The sequence below is a fragment of the Sphingomonas bacterium genome, assembly GCF_028292945.1.
Lineage (GTDB): Bacteria > Pseudomonadota > Alphaproteobacteria > Sphingomonadales > Sphingomonadaceae > Sphingomonas.
Window position 1 is genome coordinate 1 of the sequence record NZ_JAQGLJ010000114.1, and the last position, 17,566, is coordinate 17,566.

Below are 17,566 nucleotides of genomic sequence, written 5' to 3' on the forward strand. Positions count from 1 at the left end.
TGACGCTGCGCGCGAGCCACGACTTTGGCGGCGTGACGTTGCGAAACACCGCGCGACTCAGCTCGACCAGTCAGGCCTATATCTACACGCAACCCGATGACAGCCAAGGCAATGTGTTCGGAATTCCAACCGGCAACCGCAACGTCGGCACTCTGCCGAGCGGCCGCTTCAACGACCATACCGCGGGCGGACGGGTCTGGCGGCGAGCCAATTCGCGGATTGGCAAGACCGAAAGCTTCATCGATCAGCTTGACCTTGCAGGCGGTTTCAAGACCGGCAGCATTGCGCACAGCTTCGCGATCGGGGCGGAAATTGCCTGGGAGCGGGCGGAGCGCGGCGCGTTCGTGGTCAACACCGGCACGAGCAATGCCACCGATGGTCTACGCTGCGGCAATGCGCCGGGCGTGTCGCCGTTCAATTGCGCCGACCTGTTCAACCCGAACCCGAACGACGCCTGGGCTAACTATGTCGCGGGCAGCACGACCGTCACGACCCCGATCGTTCCGGGTGCACCGGGCACCACGACCATCAATGATGCGATCACCAAGGCGGTGTACGCGTTCGACAGCATCACGATCGTGCCGGCGCTCGTGCTCAACCTCGGCATCCGGTACGAAAACTTCCAGTCGGATGTCCGCTTGCCGCTTGTGGCGGGAGTGCGGCCGGAGGTCAGGCGCGAAGACGATTTCGTCACCTGGCAGGCCGGCGTGATCTTCAAGCCGAGTGCCAACACCAGCCTCTATGCGAGCTATGCCACCTCGGCGACGCCGCCCAACAGCCTGATCGGAGAGGGGCAGGAGCCGAACACGCTCGGCACCGTCGGCGGCACTGCGGCGCAGGCGGCGGTCGACGCGCTCGCGGTCGAGCGCAGCCGGTCCTACGAGGTCGGCGCGAAGGCGGATCTGTTTGGCAAGAGGCTGGCGTTGACGGCGGCGGTGTTCCGCACCGAGACCAGGAACGCGCGCGTTACCAGCGACGCCAACACCGTCGCCTTCATCGGCGAGCGGCGCGTGGACGGCGTCGAGCTGAGCTTCAACGGCTTTATCACACCCAGATGGAATGTGTTCGGCGGTTATACCTATCTCGACGCGGAGATTGTCGATGGCGGGTTCACCGCCTTTGTCCTGCCGGCGGGGGGCGGGGTCGCGGCGCGCACGGTGCTGCAGCCGTCGGTCAACACGGGGAAGCAGTTTCCGCAGGTCGCGAAGCACAGCTTCACGGCGTGGACGAACTACGATTTTGGGCGCTTCGACGTGGGCGGCGGCGCCTTCTACACCTCCCGGGTGTTCGGCGGTTACGCGGACAACCGCTTCGTTTCCGGCACGGGCGCGACGGCCGTGGTGGTGCCGGCGACGGTCGTGATCGCACGCTCGGTGCCGGGCTATTGGCGGTTCGACGCGCGCGCGGGTGTCGACCTTACCGACGCGCTGAAATTGTCGGTCAACGTTCAGAACCTTACAAACAAACGGTATTTCGGTCAGGCGTTCACCTCGCACTACGCCACGATGGCGCCCGGTCGATCGGTGTTCGGTACGCTGCAGGTGACGTTCTGAGCGCGCTGACCGCGATGACTCCCGGCGAGGCGCACGCGGCACTGGCCGGACCCTTGCGGGTGGCGTTGATCCGCGAAGCGGCGGAGGCGGGGCTGGCAGACGCGCAGGCGCTGTACGGGCAGATGCTGCTCGACGGGATGGAGCTGACGAAGGATGCGCGCGTCGGCTTCGGCTGGTTCATGCGCGCGGCGGCGCAGGGGCATGCGATGGCGCTGAACATGGTCGGGCGCTGCTATGATCTCGGCTGGGGCGTGCGGATCGACAAGGCGCGCGCGGCCGAATGCTATGCGGCGGCGGCGATCCGCGGGCTGCCGGAGGCGCAGTATAATTATGCGACGCTGCTGGCATTGGGCGATGGCGTTGCGCAGGACCGGCCGGCGGCGCTTTCGTGGCTGCTGCGCGCGGCCGCCAATGGGTTTGCTAAAGCCGAGAACTTTGTCGGCAGCTTTCACGAGGACGGCTGGGCGACGCCGGTCGATCTGCTGGCGGCGGCACAATGCTATGCGCGCGCGGCGCATGGCGGCGATTTTCGCGGCTGCTTCAACCATGCGCGTATGCTGGTTCGCAAAGGCCGCGCGCGCGAGGCGCTGCCGTGGGTCGAACGCGCCGGCGCGCTGGGCAACCAACGCTTCGTCGGACAGGTGCGCGACTGGCTGGCGGCGCAGGACGACGCGGAACTGCGGATGCGCGGGATCGCGGCGCTTGACCGGGGCGCAGGCGCTTGCTGACGCACGTCCCGGGCGTATTGACGCCGGAGGAGCTCGCGCGCGTGCGCGCAATCGTCGCGGCCGGGCCGTGGGCGGACGGCAACGCGACGTCGGGCGCGCAGTCGGCACTCGCCAAGCGCAACGAGCAGCTGCCTGAGGATTCGCGTGCGGCAAAGGAAGCGGGCGACCTGGTGCTCGACGCGCTCGGTCGGTCGCCGTTGTTCGTCGCGGCGGCGCTGCCGCTGAAGGTGTTTCCGCCGCTGTTCAACCGGTACGCGGGGGGGCAGGAATTCGGTCGTCACGTCGACACTGCGGTGCGGATCCGGCGCGGGAGCGACTTTCGCATCCGCAGCGACCTGTCGGCGACGCTGTTCCTCGCCGATCCGGCCGATTATGACGGTGGCGAGCTGGTGATCGAGGGGCAGTTCGGCGAGCAGCGGGTGAAGCTGCCCGCGGGCGACCTGGTGGTCTATCCCGCGTCCAGCCTGCACCGCGTCGACCCGGTGCCTCGTGGCGAGCGGCTGGCGAGCTTCTTCTGGGTCCAGTCCATGGTCCGCGACGACACCGCACGCACGCTGCTGTTCGAGCTGGATCAGGGCGTGCAGGCGGCTGCGGGCGTGCTGGGACAGGGCGACCTGGCAACGGTGCGGCTGACGGGTGTGTATCACAATCTGTTGCGCCGCTGGGCGGAACTCTGAAGGTGGGACGATGACCAAGCTGGCATGGCGACGGACCTGGTTTCAGGTCCACAAATGGCTCGGGCTGCTCCTGGCGGTGCTGATCGTCCCGATCTGCCTGACCGGTTCGGCGCTGGTGTGGCACGATGCGCTGGAAAAGATCGTGGAGCCGCAGCGGTACGCGGTGAGCGGCGAGACGCTGCTTGCGCCGGACGCCTATGTCGCAGCGGCGACCACGCGGCTGAAGCCGGGCGATCGGATCGCGCAGCTTTCGTTTCCCGATCATCGCGGGCCGGTGACCGTCGCCGCCGCGCCGGAGCCGGAACCTGCCGGCGCGGGAGCGCCCCGCGGCGGGCCGCCGCCGCGGACGTTGTTCTTCCTCGATCCGCCGACGGCGCAGGTGCTGGAGGTCGGCACGAATCGCGGGGGGCTAATCCAGTTCCTCCACGTCCTGCACGGGTCGTTGCAGATCCCCGGCGGCTGGGGGCGAAGCATCGTCGGCTGGATCGGCGTGGCGATGATGGTGTCGGCGTTTACCGGCCTGTGGCTGTGGTGGCCCACGATCGGGCGGGTGCGGCGTGGCCTGCGTTGGGCGCGGCACCCCAACACCGATACGAACATCCATCAGACGTTCGGTTTCTGGGTGGCGCTGCCGCTGTTCGTGCTGTCGCTGACGGGGGCGTGGATCAGCTTTCCGCGCTTCTTCGGCGCTCTGGCAGGGCCGGCGCCGCAGGCGCAGCGCGGACCCGACCGCGCGGCGCTGGCGCGCGCACGGCCGTTGGAGCGCACGAAACTGGACGTCACCTCGGCGATCGCCCGCGCGCGGGCCACCATGCCGGGCAAGGTCGCCCAGGTGACCTGGCCCACCGACCGCAAGGCGGACTGGAGCGTGCGGCTGCAGCCCGCAGAAGGCCCGCTCGCGACCGTCTCCGTCGCGGATGACGGCGGGGTTGCGGCGCTGGCCCCTCAGCAGGGCGGCGTTGCGCGACTGATGCGGCGCGTCCACGACGGCACCGACATGGGCATCGTGTGGCAGGTGATCATCTTCATCGGCGGCATCATCCCGGCCGTGCTCGCGGTAACGGGGATCATCATGTGGTGGCGCGCGCGCGGGTGGAAGGCGCGCTTAGCCGAAAAGCGTAAGCTGTTCGGCGTCGCGAAGCGCGTCTCGGCCGGCGGGCGTTAGCCCGGTCGACGACACGGCCTTACCGCGTCGCAAGCGCGATATCAGTGCGCCGCGGCGGCAAAGGCGACGGGCCGAGCGGGCGTTGCGCGTCGAGAGCCCCGCCGTCACGCGGGTTCGCCGCGCGCCACCTCCCCGTGAACGGGCAGGATCTAGCGCCCGAGCAGCACCCGCGCCTGTCCGGCAATCTGCGCCAGCATCGCCGCATTGGGTTGCGCGGCGTGGCGGGCGCGATCGACGACGGCCTTGAATTGCGCAACGCGGGCGGCGTTGGCGGCGAGCCAAGTGTCCACCGTCGCCTGCGGATCGCCGGTCCCACCCCGAGCCAGGAACTGCAGGCGCAACTGCTGGAAGTCGCGCGCGAGACCGGCAAGGAGCAGACGCTCCCATGGATCGCTCGACGCGATGCGTGCGGCGGTGGCCTGCGCCCAGTCCAGACCAAGCGCGTGGCCCAATCCGGTAAAGGCACGGGTCAGCACCGCCTCGTCCAGCCCGAGCCGCTCGCCCAGATCGGCGAGACCGACCGCGCCGTCCAGCTCGAACAGGCGCACGACGCGGTGCGCCAGCTCGGCGGGCGCGCCGGCGGTTTCCAGCTCGCGCGCGATGCGGGCGCTCTGCGCGCGGCCCTCCTCCAGCAGCAGCGCCTGGGTGGCCCCATCGAGCGCGACGATGCCGCGTTGGAGACGGGTGAGCACCGCGCCGATCCCAACGTCCGCCCCGGTGACGCGCAACAGGTCGGCGATGTGGGACCGGGTGGCCGCTGCCACCTCGTCGAACAGCGCGAGGCGCGCGCGCTCGGGCATCGGCGTGGTCTCGATCGCGGCCCACAGCGCGGGCAGGCCGAACAGCCGCTCGGCGACGACGAACAACGCCGCGATGTCGGCGAGCGACGCGCCCTCCTCCTCGGCCAGTTCGAACGGGTAGAGCACGCCCATGCGGTTGACGAGGCGGTTGGCGAGCTTTGTCGCGACGATCTCGTCACGCAGCCGATGCGCGTCGATCGCGCCCGAGAACCGCTCCCGCATCGCGGGCGGAAAGGCGGCGTGAAGGTCCGGCAGCAGTTCGGGCTGCGCGCCCAGCCCGCCGGTCTCGATCGCGTCCTGCAACGCCAGCTTGGCGGTGGCGAGCAGCACGGCGAGTTCGGGTCGGGTCAGGCCATGGCGCTCCTGGCCACGCCGCAGCAGCTCCTCGTTGGGGGCCAGTCCCTCGACACGACGGTCGAGCCGGCCCGACGCCTCGAAGATCTCGATGATCCGGACATAGCTCGGCACGGCGTCGGCGCCGTCCTGTTCCATGATCGACAACGCCAGCGTCTGGAGGCGATTGTCCTCCAGCACCAGCGCGGCGACGTCGTCGGTCATCGACGCGAGCAGCGTGTTGCGGTCGGCTTCCGCAAGCCGGCCCTCGATCATCTCGCGGTTGAGCGCGATCTTGATGTTGACCTCGTTGTCCGAGCAATCGACGCCGGCCGCGTTGTCGATGAAATCGGTGTTGATCCGCCCGCCCCGGCCGGCGAACGCGATGCGCGCCGCTTGCGTCACGCCGAGATTGGCACCCTCGCCGACCGCCACGCAGCGCAGCTCCTCCGCGTCGACGCGCAGGCGATCGTTGGCGGGGTCGCCGACCGCGACATGCGGCTCGCTCGCGGCCTTCACGTAAGTGCCGATGCCGCCGAACCAGATCAGGTCGGCGGGGGCGCGCAGGATGGCGGAAATGAGCGTCGCGGGCTCCATCTCGCCGGGGTCGATGCCCAACGCTGTCGCGGCTTCGGCCGTGACCGTCACCGACTTGGCCGCGCGGCTGTGGACGCCGCCACCTGCCGACAGCGGCGCAGCGTAATCGGCCCAGGAAGAGCGCGGCAGCGCGAACAGGCGCGCCCGCTCCGCCCAGCTCACCGCCGCGTCGGGGGTGGGATCGAGGAAGATGTGGCGGTGGTCGAACGCGGCGACCAGTCGGATCGCCTTGGAGAGCAGCATGCCGTTGCCGAACACGTCGCCGGACATGTCGCCGCAGCCGACCACGGTGATCGGCTGACTCTGCACATCGACGCCGCGCTCGGCGAAGTGGCGCTGCACCGAAATCCACGCACCCTTGGCGGTGATGCCCATCGCCTTGTGGTCGTAGCCCTGCGAACCGCCACTGGCAAAGGCGTCGCCCAGCCAGAAGCCGCGTTCGAGCGCCAGCGCGTTGGCGATGTCGGAGAAAGTCGCGGTGCCCTTGTCGGCGGCGACGACGAAATAGGGGTCGTCGCCGTCATGGACGCGCACGCCGTCGGGATGGACGATGGCCCCGTCGACAATGTTGTCGGTGATCGACAGCAGTGCGCGGATGAAGACGCGGTAGCTCTCCGTTCCCTCCGCCAGCCAGGCGTCACGCTGCGCGACCGGGGGCAGTTGCTTGGGGTAGAAGCCGCCCTTGGCCCCCGTCGGCACGATCACCGCGTTCTTGACGCGCTGCGCCTTCATCAACCCGAGCACCTCGGTGCGGAAATCGTCGCGGCGGTCCGACCAGCGCAGGCCGCCGCGCGCGACCGGACCGGCGCGTAGGTGGATGCCCTCGACGCGGGGGGAGTAGACCCAGATCTCGCGCCACGGCAGCGGGGCGGGGAGGCCGGGGATGCCCGCGCTGTCGAGCTTGAACGCCAGCGCCTCCTCGCCGGCGGGGACAAAGGCGTTGGTCCGCAGCGTTGCCCCGACCAGCGCGCGAAGGCCACGCAGGATGCGGTCGTCGTCGATCGCGGCGACCGCCTGCAAGCCGCCCTCGATCGCGGCGTCCGCGGCGGCGGTATCGCCGGTGGCGGCGGGATCATGCGCGGCGAGGAAGCGCGCGATCAGCGCGGTGGCGACGGCGGGAGCACGGCGCAGCGCGTCGACGACGGTGGTCAGGCCATAGGGCAGCCCCGCCTGACGCAGATAGCGGAACCAGGCGCGGAACAGCAGCACCGCGCGAGGTTCCAGCCCGGCATCGACGATCAGCCGGTTGAATGCGTCATTCTCCGCGCGCCCTTCCAGCACCGCGGCGATCGCGCCTTCCAGTACGAGATTGTCGCCGACCAGCCGCGTACCCGCCTCCACCACGAATTCGTGGAGGTAGGAACGCGCCTCGTCGGTCAGCGCGGTGGGCACCTCCTCGATCACCCGAAAGCCGAAATTCTCCAGCACCGGCACCGCGTCCGACAGCGCCAGCGCGCCGCCCTGCCGATAGATTTTCAGCCGCGTCGCGTTCTCGCCCGCCGTAATGCGCACCGAGCGCGTGCCGGCGTTTTCCAGCGTCGCCAGCCGCAGCACGTCGGCGGCGGCCTCCTCGGCGGTGTTGGCGTTGCGAAACCCTTGTGGAAAGCAGTTTGCGTGGCGCAGCGCGAGCCGCGCGGCGCGCGCGGGGCCGACCTGTGCGGCCAGCGCGGCCTCGATCGCCGGAATCCAACCGCGCACCATGCGCTCCAGCCGCGCCTGCAACGGCGCCGTGTCGGGGACGCGCCCCTCTTTCCGCAGGTCGATCGTGTAGCGGATCAGCGCCACAGCCGAATCCTCCAGCGCCACGGACCAGTTCAGCACCGGGCCGTTCGCCGCGCCCGCGATCATCTCGCCGATGGCTATGCGGCGCGCGGTGGTGAGGTCGTCGCGCGGCAGCCACGCAAAGGCGAACAGGTGCCGTCCCAGCGCGGAGCGGACCAGCACCAGCGCGGGGCGGGGCCGATCGGCGAGGCTCATCGCGGTCAGCACCAGCTCCTCCAGCTGCTCGGGCTCGAACGCGACCGCGAGGTCGTGGGGCAGCGCGGCGAGCGCGTGCGTCAGCGCCTTGCCGGTATGGCCCTTGGGATCGAAGCCGAACTTCGCCTCCAGCTGCGCCAGTCGCGCGCGCAGCACCGGCACGTCCTCGGGTGCGGCGTTGAGCGCGGCGGAGGTCCACAGGCCGGCGTGGATGGAGAGACCCGCAATCTCGTCCCCGATTCGGAGTGGCACGAGCACGAGATCGAGCGGCACGGCGCGATGCACGGTGGAGATCAGCGACGACTTCAGCAGCAGCGGCGCCTCTCCCCCCGCCTCGAACCAGCGCAGCGCGAGCGTGCGGCCGAACTCCGCCAGGATGGGCGTCCGGTGTTCGTTGCGCGCGATGCCCAGTGCTTCACCCGGCTGGTCATCGGCATGCCACGTCTGATGGCCGAGCAGCGTCAGGCGGCCGTCCAGGAACCATTGCAGCAGCGCCGCCCCCTCGCCCGCGGGCAGTGCGGCCTCGTCGTTCGACACGGCGCGCTGCAGGCGCGGCCAGTCGGCGACGGCGGCGCGGACGTCGGCGAGCACCGCCTGCAACCGCTCGACGAGGTCACGCCGCTCCCGCGCATCGGCCCGTTCCAGCTCCAGATAGATCATCGATTCCGGCCGACCCGCGCCGCCGACCGCCTCCAGCACGCCGTCCGCGTTGCGCGTGGCGCGGATCACGGGATGAATGATGCGGTCGATCGCCAGCCCCTGATCGGCGAGCGTCGCCGCGATCGAATCGACCAGGAACGGCATGTCGTCGTTGACGATCGCCAGCCGCATGCGGCGGCGGACGTCCTCGCCCGCGATCGGCTCCAGCGCGAGCGCGGGCTGGCCGGGGGAGCGTTGGTGGCCGGTGGCGACGATGAAGCGAGCCGCTTCGGCGATTTCAGCGGGGCCAAAGCCCGTCAGCTCCCCCGGCAGGGCACCGCGGGTCAAGCGGGTGGCGAGATCGTCGGCGAGGCTTGCGGTGAGCGTATCGGGTTGGTCGAGCATGGCACAGCCTATGCGCCCCCCCGAATCCCGGCTCAACCCTTGTGGCGGTGCAGCAATCCCGACGTCGGCGGCGATCAGGCGGCTGCGCGCCGGATCGCCTGCTGGACCAGGCCGCCGTCGACCTGCGCAACGACGCTCAGCACGCCACCATCGCGACGGGCGATCAGCACCACGAACTCGGAACTCCCCGTCGCGGGCATCGATAGCTCAGCCAATACCGGCCTCGTGCGCAGCTTGGCACATGCCCGTGCGTAGGGGTCGGCGGCGGTGACCGGTCGCCGCTGCGCGCGTTCGGCGGCGACGACCCCCTTGATGCCGCCGCGCTGCAGCTCGAGGAACTGCGGCAGCGCACCGGCGCTCACCGCATTACGCCGCGCATGGTCGAGCACCGCGGCAAACTCGGTCAGACGGGTCTTGTCATAGTCGGCGCCGAAGACGAGCTTGGCGATCGGCGTCATCGGCGCGCGCGCCTGCGCCTTCACCCCGGCGTCGCGAAGCAGGGTGGCATAGCCATCGCCGTCCGCGTCGGCGGCGAGTCCGAAATCATGCGCGCGGCCGAGCGCGCGGTACAGCGCGGCACGGCTGCGCGTATCGGCGGCGCGCACGGCGGCGGCAGACTCGCGTGCCATGGCGAGCTGGTTGGCGAGCGTGTCACCTGCGGCCGTCTCGCGATCACCGGCGGGGCCGTCGGCCCAGACCGGCTCCGACACGGTTGCCAGGGCGCGCGACGCGGCGAGCTCCGCGTCCAGCGCGGCCTGCGTCGCGGCGTCGACCAGTTCCTTCCAGTTGATCACGCCGTAGATGAAGTCGATGCAGTCGCCGTCCGACGAAAAGGGCATCAGGATGCCGCGATACAACGTGTTGCGTCCGCGCGTGCTGACGAACTCGGCTTCGAAGCCGATCGGCGCGCGGTTGGCGATGATCTGGAGATAATGATCGGTCAGGCGCGACAGCAGCGAGCGGCTGGGGACGTCGCCGATCCGCTTGATGCTGCCCTCCAGGCTACACTCCTCCTTCAGCGCCCGGCCCAGATAGGCGATGCGCGGGTTGTCGAGGCCCTCGGTGAAGTCGAGCAGCACGCTGTTGGGGCCGAAATCCGCGATCGACGCAGGGTCGAGACGGTCGATCATCGGGTACGGACGGCCGCCCAGCAGCGACACCCAATGATTGTACGCGCGCACGTGCATGCGCCGCTCGTCGCCACCGAGGTCGAACATCTGATCGTCGACTGCGCCCTCCACGTCGGCCCGCGCCCCGGTGTTCGCAGCCGTCTCCGCGGTCGCGTCGAGCCGATCGTCGAAGCCCGTCTCGTCCATGCCCATTCGCCCTGCCTACCCGTTCGGAGCGGGTGTGCACCGGCCATGGTAAACGGCGCGTAAAGGGCGGCGGCTTGTCAGCCCGACGCCCCGCTGCTACCGCGCGCAGACCGTCGGCTCCGTGCCGACCGCGCCGCCTTAGCTCAGCTGGTAGAGCATCGCATTCGTAATGCGGGGGTCACAGGTTCGAGTCCTGTAGGCGGCACCACCTTCCGAAAGGGCGTTGGTTAGGGCGGCGACGGGTTGCCTGCTGAAAGGACGTTCGTGTGGATCGTCCGGTGGGTCGTGCGTGGGGTGCCTCGGATGGGAGAGGCGTGCTGCCCAGCGATCGGCTTCGTATCGCGATGGTCCGAACACAGTATTGTTGAGCTTCGTTGAAACGGCGAGCGGTTTACAAGGCGTCTCGCGATTGCCCTCGCAGGCATTCTACCGCTGACAAGATCGCTTTCTCATCCGGTTTGGCGGCTCCCCACTCCTTCCAGAAGTCGCGCGTTGCGCTATCGGGCGGAACTTTAGGAACGTCTAGCTTGATCCGAGTTGGTAGTAATACTGCGTCTCCCAGCAACAGGGCCTCGCCGGTATCGAGAAGTGGCAAGATGCTCGTGAGCCCAGCTAACGAGTCTGGCATAAAGCGCTTGATTACGCCCTGATCAGTTTCGTTGGTTAGGCGCAGGGCCAGGAAGTTGTTGCATTGGCTGAGGATCGTCCGGCTAACATCCGAGGGTCGCTGGCTGACCACCAAAAGCGAAAATCCATATTTACGACCCTCCTTTGCAATGCGCTCAAAAGAGCCCAACGCTTGGCGTTGGACCGCATCTGCATCTTCCCGAACAGGTAGGTACAGGTGGGCTTCGTCGCACAACAGCGTGACCGGAGTCCTTACCTTACTGCCCATCCAGAACTGCACGTCATAAAGCAAGCGCGCCAGCGTACCGGTGACGACTGGAAGGACGTCGGCGGGCACCTCTGAAAAATCGATAATCTTTATGCCGGCGCCGCGCCCTGAGCGCAGCAGCTTAAGAACCTGCGACGCTAGCCAGTCATGCTGCATTGCAGGAGGCGGCGGCGCAAACATGAAGCCGTAGCGGCGATCGTCCAGCTTTGCTTCAAGCCGTGACAGAAAGCGGGTGAGCTTATCTTCCCATTCGCCTTTGACTGGCCCAGTCTTGCCAATCCCCTTTGTCGTATTGTCGGCGTTTAATAGCGCAAGAAGCTCGCTGACATCATAGGCCGCGTCAACCACGCTCCCGCGGCTTCAAATGGTTCGCTCATCCTCGTAGTTAGTCTGGATCAGTTAAGGCGGCCGAAGTGACCGTGTCGGCGCAGGGGTGAACAGGGTAGTTGTAAGTTTTAGCACGGCTGACCGTGGCGACTAGGCTGATTGTCAATTCCGACGGAAGGCGCCTCCGTCGCCGCCATTACCTTCTCAGCAACAAGGCGCTTCGGCCCGCTTAGCCGTGCTCTGACCGGACGCCACCGGTACATGCCTATGGAAGCTGATAGCCGACGCGCTTGCCCGTCGTCAGAGACGAGCATTGCCTCAAATCGGGAAAGTTCGAGTCAGAGCTGCCTGAATCGGCTTGCTCCAATGGACGAATCAGCTTAGCAAACGAGATGTTAACGAGTCGATAACGGCGCGAACCGAGTCGAACTAGTTAGATGATCGAAACCGGCCTGGGGAGGTTGGTTGGGGGGAGCACTACATTGAGACGGTCTGCACGCGGGGATCGCGTAATCCATCGAGCACTTGCGAAACTTTTTCTGTGCGGCTCTTTAGCGTTCCTCTGCTTTTCCGGCAGGGCCGTGTTTGCACAAGACATCACTTACCAGCCGATCAATCCGACGTTTGGAGGTAATCCTTTCAACTCAGCGCACCTGCTCGCGGAAGCTAATGCGCAAAACAACTATAAAGATCCTGCAACAACAACGTCTAACAGCCAGGCAGACATTTTTGCCCGACAGCTGCAGTCTCGCCTGCTCTCGGCCTTGTCCTCTCAAATCGTAGACGCGATATTTGGTGAAAATCCACAGGAGAGCGGTACAATTAGCTTCGGAGGACAGACAATTAGATTTGTGCGGAGCCTCGAAGAAGTTACCCTGACAATCACGGACGATAGCACGGGTGAAGTCACCACGATCGTCGTTCCAACATTCGTCAAGGTAAACTGATGATGCGACGGGCGGCGGTTTTGTTAAGTGCGATCGCGCTGAGCGCGTGTAGCACGGTGAGTAAGGTGGCGGGGCTGCCGGAACTCTCGCCTCGGCCTGTATACCCACAGAAGACGGCTACCCAGGTCGCGCTGGAGGCGCTTCCTCCGCCGAGTAAGCCTGTGGCCATCGCGGTATATGGCTTCACCGATCAGACCGGGCAGTTCAAGCCGAGCGACACTGGCCAGACTCTGTCGCGTGCGGTGTCGCAGGGCGGCGGGTCGATCCTGGTCAAAGCTTTGCAGGATGCCGGGCAACGCCGTTGGTTCACGATAGTAGAGCGCGAGTCACTCAAGAACCTGCTGAACGAACGTCAAATCATTCGCGAAATGCGTGAGCGCTACCTTGGCGAAACTAACGTGAATGCCCAAGCGCTACCGGCTCTACTATTCGCGGGCGTGCTACTCGAAGGCGGGATCATTGGCTACGACAGCAATACCGTCACTGGGGGCGCTGGTGCAGGCTTCTTAGGAATTAGTGCCAAGAGCGAGTACCGGCAGGACACTGTCACGGTGTATTTGCGCGCGGTGTCGGTGCGCACCGGGGAGGTGCTTACGACGGTTACCGCCTCAAAGACGATCGCCTCGCGATCGCTTGGCGCCAACGTCTTCGCCTTTGTCGGATTTAAACAGCTGCTCGAGGCCGAACTTGGCGTGACTACCAACGAGCCCGATCAGATTGCCCTTCAACAGGCGATCGAGAAGGCGCTGTATGGTATCGTTTTAGAAGGCGTCGATTTGAAGCTTTGGAGCTTCGCTGACCCGGCAACGGGCGCGGGGCTGCTTCAGAACTACCATCGTGAACGGGACGGGAACATACCGGTGATCAACGTTGCGGAGGCTATTAGGCGCGCCAACGCAGCGGCGCCGCAAAAGTCGAAGCCTCGCGCGATGTTATTGACAGATATTCGCACAACAGCAGGCACCCAGCAGGGAGGAGCAGTAGGCGCCAACTGAGCATTTCAGGCCGGCCCTTGTGTTGACCTGAGACCGAGAGCGGCAGTCGCGCTGGGGCGGCTAGCTCGCCGATGATACCTCCCAGACCGATAGGAAGCGGGCGTTGCAGCGCCCCTTCTTGCGGACCGCAAAGAAAACCGCGCGCCGGGTTGCAGCCCATCGCGCGGCAGGAAAGTCGCGTACATTCAACCATGTTGGCCCTTGTGCGGGCGGCATGGTTATCACCCTAATCCTAAGGACTGACAACCATGAAAAAGACGATCTACACCTCGGTTTCCGTACTGGCATTGGCCTTTGCCGCGCCGGCTGTCGCGCAGACTGTTGGCCCGTCGGCTGCGAACAACGAGTCCGCAGTGACTCAGACCGGCAACAGCAACAAGGCGACAGTGAAGCAGCTGCAAAATCAGCAGACGTCGACGATTTCGCAGACCGGCAACGGCCACACTGCCACGGTCAACCAGGGCGACCTCGGCACTCCGAGCGAGAGCTCGAACAACAAGGCGACCGTCACACAGCAGGGCCGTACGCTTGACAATGGCGGCAGTGGTCTCGCGACCATCTCGCAAGAATCAAGCAACAACACGGCCACGGTGAGCCAGAAAGGTTCAAACCAAGCACTCATCGATCAGGGTATTGCCACACGCACCGGCGGCAACAACACGGCAACAATAACGCAGGACAACATCGAGTTCTCTGGAGCCAGTAACAACAACATCGCTGGCCTGTTGCAGAATGGTTCAAACAATTCCGGAACTACTACGCAGAGTGGTGATCGAAATATCGCTTTGACCAAACAGTCCAACTCGATTGGCGGCCTTGCGAACACTGCCATTGTCTCGCAGACGGGGAATGACAACGTTGCCGACGCGGATCAGTCTGGCAACAACAACGCTTTGACGACTGCGCAGACGGGCAGCGGCAACGTTGCCGACACGTACCAGTTGGGAGATGGCAACACCGCCAATGTTACTCAGACCGGCGCTACGAACGAAGCTGCCGTTCGCCAGGCCGGCAATACCAACGACGCCACGGTCATCCAGCTTGCCGATGGCAACAACGTCGGCGATCCGCTGCCCGACAACACCCCAGGTGGCAGCGTCAATCCCCGTTCCAGCACCTACACGCCGCGCTCGGTCGGTGTGCTTCAGCAAGGCAACGACAACAAAGCTTATGTGTCGCAGACCGGAAGCGGAAATGCCAATATCGACCAGATCGGCAACACCAATTTCGCGGGTGTTGTCCAGGACGGCGCTGGCGCTATTTTCGACGTTAGTCAGACCGGAAACAGCAACAGGGTGACCAAGACGGCAGGCTCCAACGCCAACGTCACCCAGACTGGTGCCGCTGCCCAGATCAACGTCGATCAGACCGGCAACATCAACCAGGCCGTACTGTCGCAGATTGGTAATCATGCCTTGGTGGACATCGACCAGCTGGGCAGCAACAATCTGGCCACCACGACGCAGGGCCCGGCGGCGACGGATGCGAGCTCGACGATTGCGCAGACTGGCGATGGCAACACCGCCAGCGTTACGCAGGCCTCCTTCGCGACGTCGAGTGTCATTCAGAGCGGCAACAACGATTTGGCCACTGTGAGCCAAGGCGCGAACTCCTACTCGTCTGTTTCGCAGACGGCTGGCGACGGCAACATTGCGTCGGTCACGCAGGGCGCCAGCGATTGGTCGAGCGTTGCGCAGACGGGCAGCTTGAACACTGCCACGGTGACGCAGAACTAAGAGGTTCGGGCGGGGCGCATGCTCCGCCCGCAACCGGGGCGAGCCACCAGTTGCGGCTCGCCCCTTCTTTTGAACGCCATGTCGACGATTGCGACCTCTTGCAGGATCGAGATTATGATCAGATTGCCAACGGGCTCCTATCTGGTGCTCATCGCTGCAGGCGCCGGTCTCTCGGCGGCAGCGCGGGCCATGCCAATCCAATGCCACGGAGGATCCACCATGAGCGCCGATCCCCAATACCCCAATGGCCGCACCACGATCGTGCGCAGCGGCACCGGCCACAAGAGCAGCGTCTCACAGCATGATCCGATGGGCACGCTGCACGTTGAACAACACGGCGAGGATCACGCGACGATCGCGGTTCAATCCGGCAATGGCGACAAGCTGGTGATCAACCAGAGCGGCGCCGGCGCTAGGGCTGACGTCGCGCAGAATGGCGCTTGCAATGATGCCGCCCTGACCCAATCCGGCGCCGACAATCACGCGCAGGTGACCCAGTCGGGCGCGGGCAATCGAGTGGTCATTCTCCAGCGCGCTGCAGCGGATACGGACGTGCGGCAGTGACCCGCAGAGCCGGCATTCTAGGCATGGCGCTCTCCGCGGTGCTTGGCGCAAGCCCGGCGGGGGCCGACACGGCGAAGCAGCCGCCGGGCAATCCTTGCGGCAAAGGCAATGGAAATCCTTGCGGCGGCAACAATGGTAATTCTGGCGCGCAAGGCAACGCGTCCCATGGCACTCCCGGACCGCTTCCAATTGAGGCGCCTGCCTTTGAAGGGCGCGGTGCCTATATCACCCAGATCGGCGACGCGAACGTCGCCGTCGTACGTCAAACGGCGAACCAGGCGCGAGCCGACGTGGTCCAACGAGGGCATAGCAACCGCGCCTCAGTTCTTCAGGGCGGCGGGCGCGGGTACACCAGCCTGACACAGACCGGTGAGGCGAACCACGCGGCGGTAAGTCAGGCCGGCCTCGGCTCCGGTACGCTGTACCTGACTCAAGTCGGCACGAGCAACCAAGCAAATGTAAGCCAAACGACCAGTGGTTCCCTGTATAACGGCGCGGCCCTGACGCAGAGCGGGATCGGCAACACGCTGGCATTGGTGCAGAGTGGTTCCGACAACCGTGCGGTCCTGTCGCAGCAGGGGGATGGAAACCAAATGAGTGCGGTGCAAAATGGTGCCGGAAACCGGCTGGCATGGACTCAGATCGGAGACGACTTGTCCGATCTGACCATTGTGCAGAACGGTGGGTCGGCAAAAGGTGGTCAAATGTCGATCACGCAGACTCGCCAGTAAACAACGTGAGCGCAAGCGGACCCACGGGGAAAAGAGACATCTGGTTGGCTCGTAGTCGCGTGGCTCTGGCGCCTGCCGCGCTTCTAATATACCTTAGCGGTCCAGCGCTCGCGCAGGAAAGGGAGGCGCGTGTAGATCCCTCACAGGTAAGTGGTGAGCGGAGCACATCCCCCAACATACCTCAGCTTACAGACACAGCTTCAATACTGCTCAAAACCCCCGAAACCCGGACAGTCAAGGCGACAGCAGTGCAAGTTTCACCAGCCGACGAGAGTTGGCCTGATGCACCCCAACTCACAACCGAACGGCGAAATGTGCGCAGCCCTGCCCAATTGTCGAGGGGAGGCACGGCGGAGGCTCCAATTGGCCTCTCACGTCCAAGTGAAGGGCGGACTGGAGCTGTTGCCGCAATCGGCGGGAAAGATCGTTGCGACCCTGCCGCAGCGTCGGCGGCAGCGCCGGTATGCGATCGGGTAATTGAGACGCGTTCGGCCGATTTCACGCGTCCGGACCCGATGGTTCTCTCCCCCGAACAGCGCCTGCTTGTTGATCAGCGGGTCCGCGAGCAGACGCTTGGCGCACGACTCCCAGGCGCCCGTTCACTCACCGCCGGTTCTGCTGACCCTGGTTCTGCTGAAGGGCAGGCAGTAGCCGCTTTCACGCTGGACCGTCTTACGCTGGATGACCAGGGGAGTGCTCCTGTTCCGAATAGCTCGGACCAGTCAGCGGCTGCCCAAACAATTGTCGATGCCATTCTGGGCCGTGGTGACATTGCGCCGCGGAAGTAGGGCATGCAATGTGGTCCTGCATGACGCTCGCCATAGTTCCGCATCCTTCATGGTAGACAAAGGGGTGGAACCTGTTTGCGGTTGGCAGGGTGAGGTACGGATAGGCGTCGAGTAGAATCCGTTTAGAGGTATAGCGCAGGTCGATTTCCTGACTGCTCCTGAGCCAACGCGCTTTGGCTAGGAAGTCGGCCCAACCCGGCCCTCATCCAGTTTGGGACCTGCGTGGGTCGCTTCGGAAAACGAGCAGCTCTCGGCCAAAAGTCCGCAGAAATCCTCGGCTTTTTGCCTCGCGTGACTAGCCTTCGTAATGCGGGGTCACAGGTTCGAGTCCTGTAGGCGGCTCCACCTTCTGAAGGCTTGTTGGATATGACGGCGGCGGGTTTCCTGCTGAAC

General features: G+C 65.7%; 12 protein-coding genes and 1 tRNA gene. 10 read left to right on the top strand and 3 right to left on the bottom strand.

Features of this window, described 5'->3' with window-relative positions; all coding sequences use genetic code 11:
- The 4 genes from JWN21_RS12105 to JWN21_RS12120 all read left to right on the top strand — a co-directional run.
- On the top strand, window positions 1-1,553 hold a 1,553-nt coding region (locus JWN21_RS12105), incomplete at its 5' end, for a TonB-dependent siderophore receptor (RefSeq protein ID WP_299650404.1).
- Between the two features lie 14 nt (window positions 1,554-1,567).
- The gene (locus JWN21_RS12110; protein ID WP_299650407.1) at window positions 1,568-2,281 is read left to right on the top strand and encodes a tetratricopeptide repeat protein; all 714 of its coding nucleotides are present in this window, start codon (window positions 1,568-1,570) and stop codon (window positions 2,279-2,281) included.
- A complete protein-coding gene (locus JWN21_RS12115) occupies window positions 2,275-2,958 on the top strand; it encodes a Fe2+-dependent dioxygenase (protein ID WP_299650410.1) in 684 nt (227 codons plus the stop codon). Before JWN21_RS12110 ends, JWN21_RS12115 begins: the two co-directional genes overlap by 7 nt.
- Window positions 2,959-2,968: 10 nt before the next feature.
- Window positions 2,969-4,123, top strand: a complete 1,155-nt coding sequence (locus tag JWN21_RS12120) for a PepSY domain-containing protein (protein WP_299650414.1) — start codon at window positions 2,969-2,971, stop codon at window positions 4,121-4,123.
- Between the two features lie 149 nt (window positions 4,124-4,272).
- On the opposite strand, the gene JWN21_RS12125 is transcribed toward JWN21_RS12120, so the two are convergent.
- Together JWN21_RS12125 and JWN21_RS12130 are read right to left on the bottom strand one after the other, a co-directional pair.
- Complete coding sequence (locus JWN21_RS12125; protein WP_299650417.1) at window positions 4,273-8,874, bottom strand: NAD-glutamate dehydrogenase domain-containing protein; 4,602 nt, start codon at window positions 8,872-8,874, stop codon at window positions 4,273-4,275.
- 74 nt (window positions 8,875-8,948) lie between these two features.
- Window positions 8,949-10,190, bottom strand: a complete 1,242-nt coding sequence (locus JWN21_RS12130) for a hypothetical protein (RefSeq protein WP_299650420.1) — start codon at window positions 10,188-10,190, stop codon at window positions 8,949-8,951.
- Between the two features lie 132 nt (window positions 10,191-10,322).
- Between JWN21_RS12130 and JWN21_RS12135 the strand changes: the two genes are divergently transcribed.
- A tRNA-Thr gene (locus tag JWN21_RS12135) sits at window positions 10,323-10,398 on the top strand.
- A gap of 183 nt (window positions 10,399-10,581) precedes the next feature.
- On the opposite strand, the gene JWN21_RS12140 is transcribed toward JWN21_RS12135, so the two are convergent.
- Window positions 10,582-11,433, bottom strand: coding sequence for an ATP-binding protein (locus JWN21_RS12140; protein ID WP_299650423.1), 852 nt, complete (start codon window positions 11,431-11,433; stop codon window positions 10,582-10,584).
- A gap of 416 nt (window positions 11,434-11,849) precedes the next feature.
- Between JWN21_RS12140 and JWN21_RS12145 the strand changes: the two genes are divergently transcribed.
- From JWN21_RS12145 to JWN21_RS12165, 5 genes are all read left to right on the top strand, one after another.
- Entirely contained in the window at window positions 11,850-12,359 is a 510-nt protein-coding gene (locus JWN21_RS12145; protein ID WP_299650426.1) for a curli production assembly/transport component CsgF, read from the top strand.
- A gap of 2 nt (window positions 12,360-12,361) precedes the next feature.
- Window positions 12,362-13,354, top strand: coding sequence for a CsgG/HfaB family protein (locus JWN21_RS12150; protein WP_299650437.1), 993 nt, complete (start codon window positions 12,362-12,364; stop codon window positions 13,352-13,354).
- Window positions 13,355-13,602: 248 nt separating this feature from the next.
- A complete protein-coding gene (locus JWN21_RS12155) occupies window positions 13,603-15,090 on the top strand; it encodes a hypothetical protein (RefSeq protein WP_299650429.1) in 1,488 nt (495 codons plus the stop codon).
- A 219-nt stretch (window positions 15,091-15,309) separates the two neighbouring features.
- On the top strand, window positions 15,310-15,654 hold the full coding sequence (locus JWN21_RS12160; protein ID WP_299650432.1) for a hypothetical protein: 345 nt from the start codon (window positions 15,310-15,312) through the stop codon (window positions 15,652-15,654).
- Window positions 15,655-15,677: 23 nt separating this feature from the next.
- Window positions 15,678-16,385, top strand: a complete 708-nt coding sequence (locus JWN21_RS12165) for a hypothetical protein (RefSeq protein ID WP_299650435.1) — start codon at window positions 15,678-15,680, stop codon at window positions 16,383-16,385.
- The last annotated feature ends 1,181 nt before the right edge of the window (window positions 16,386-17,566 follow it).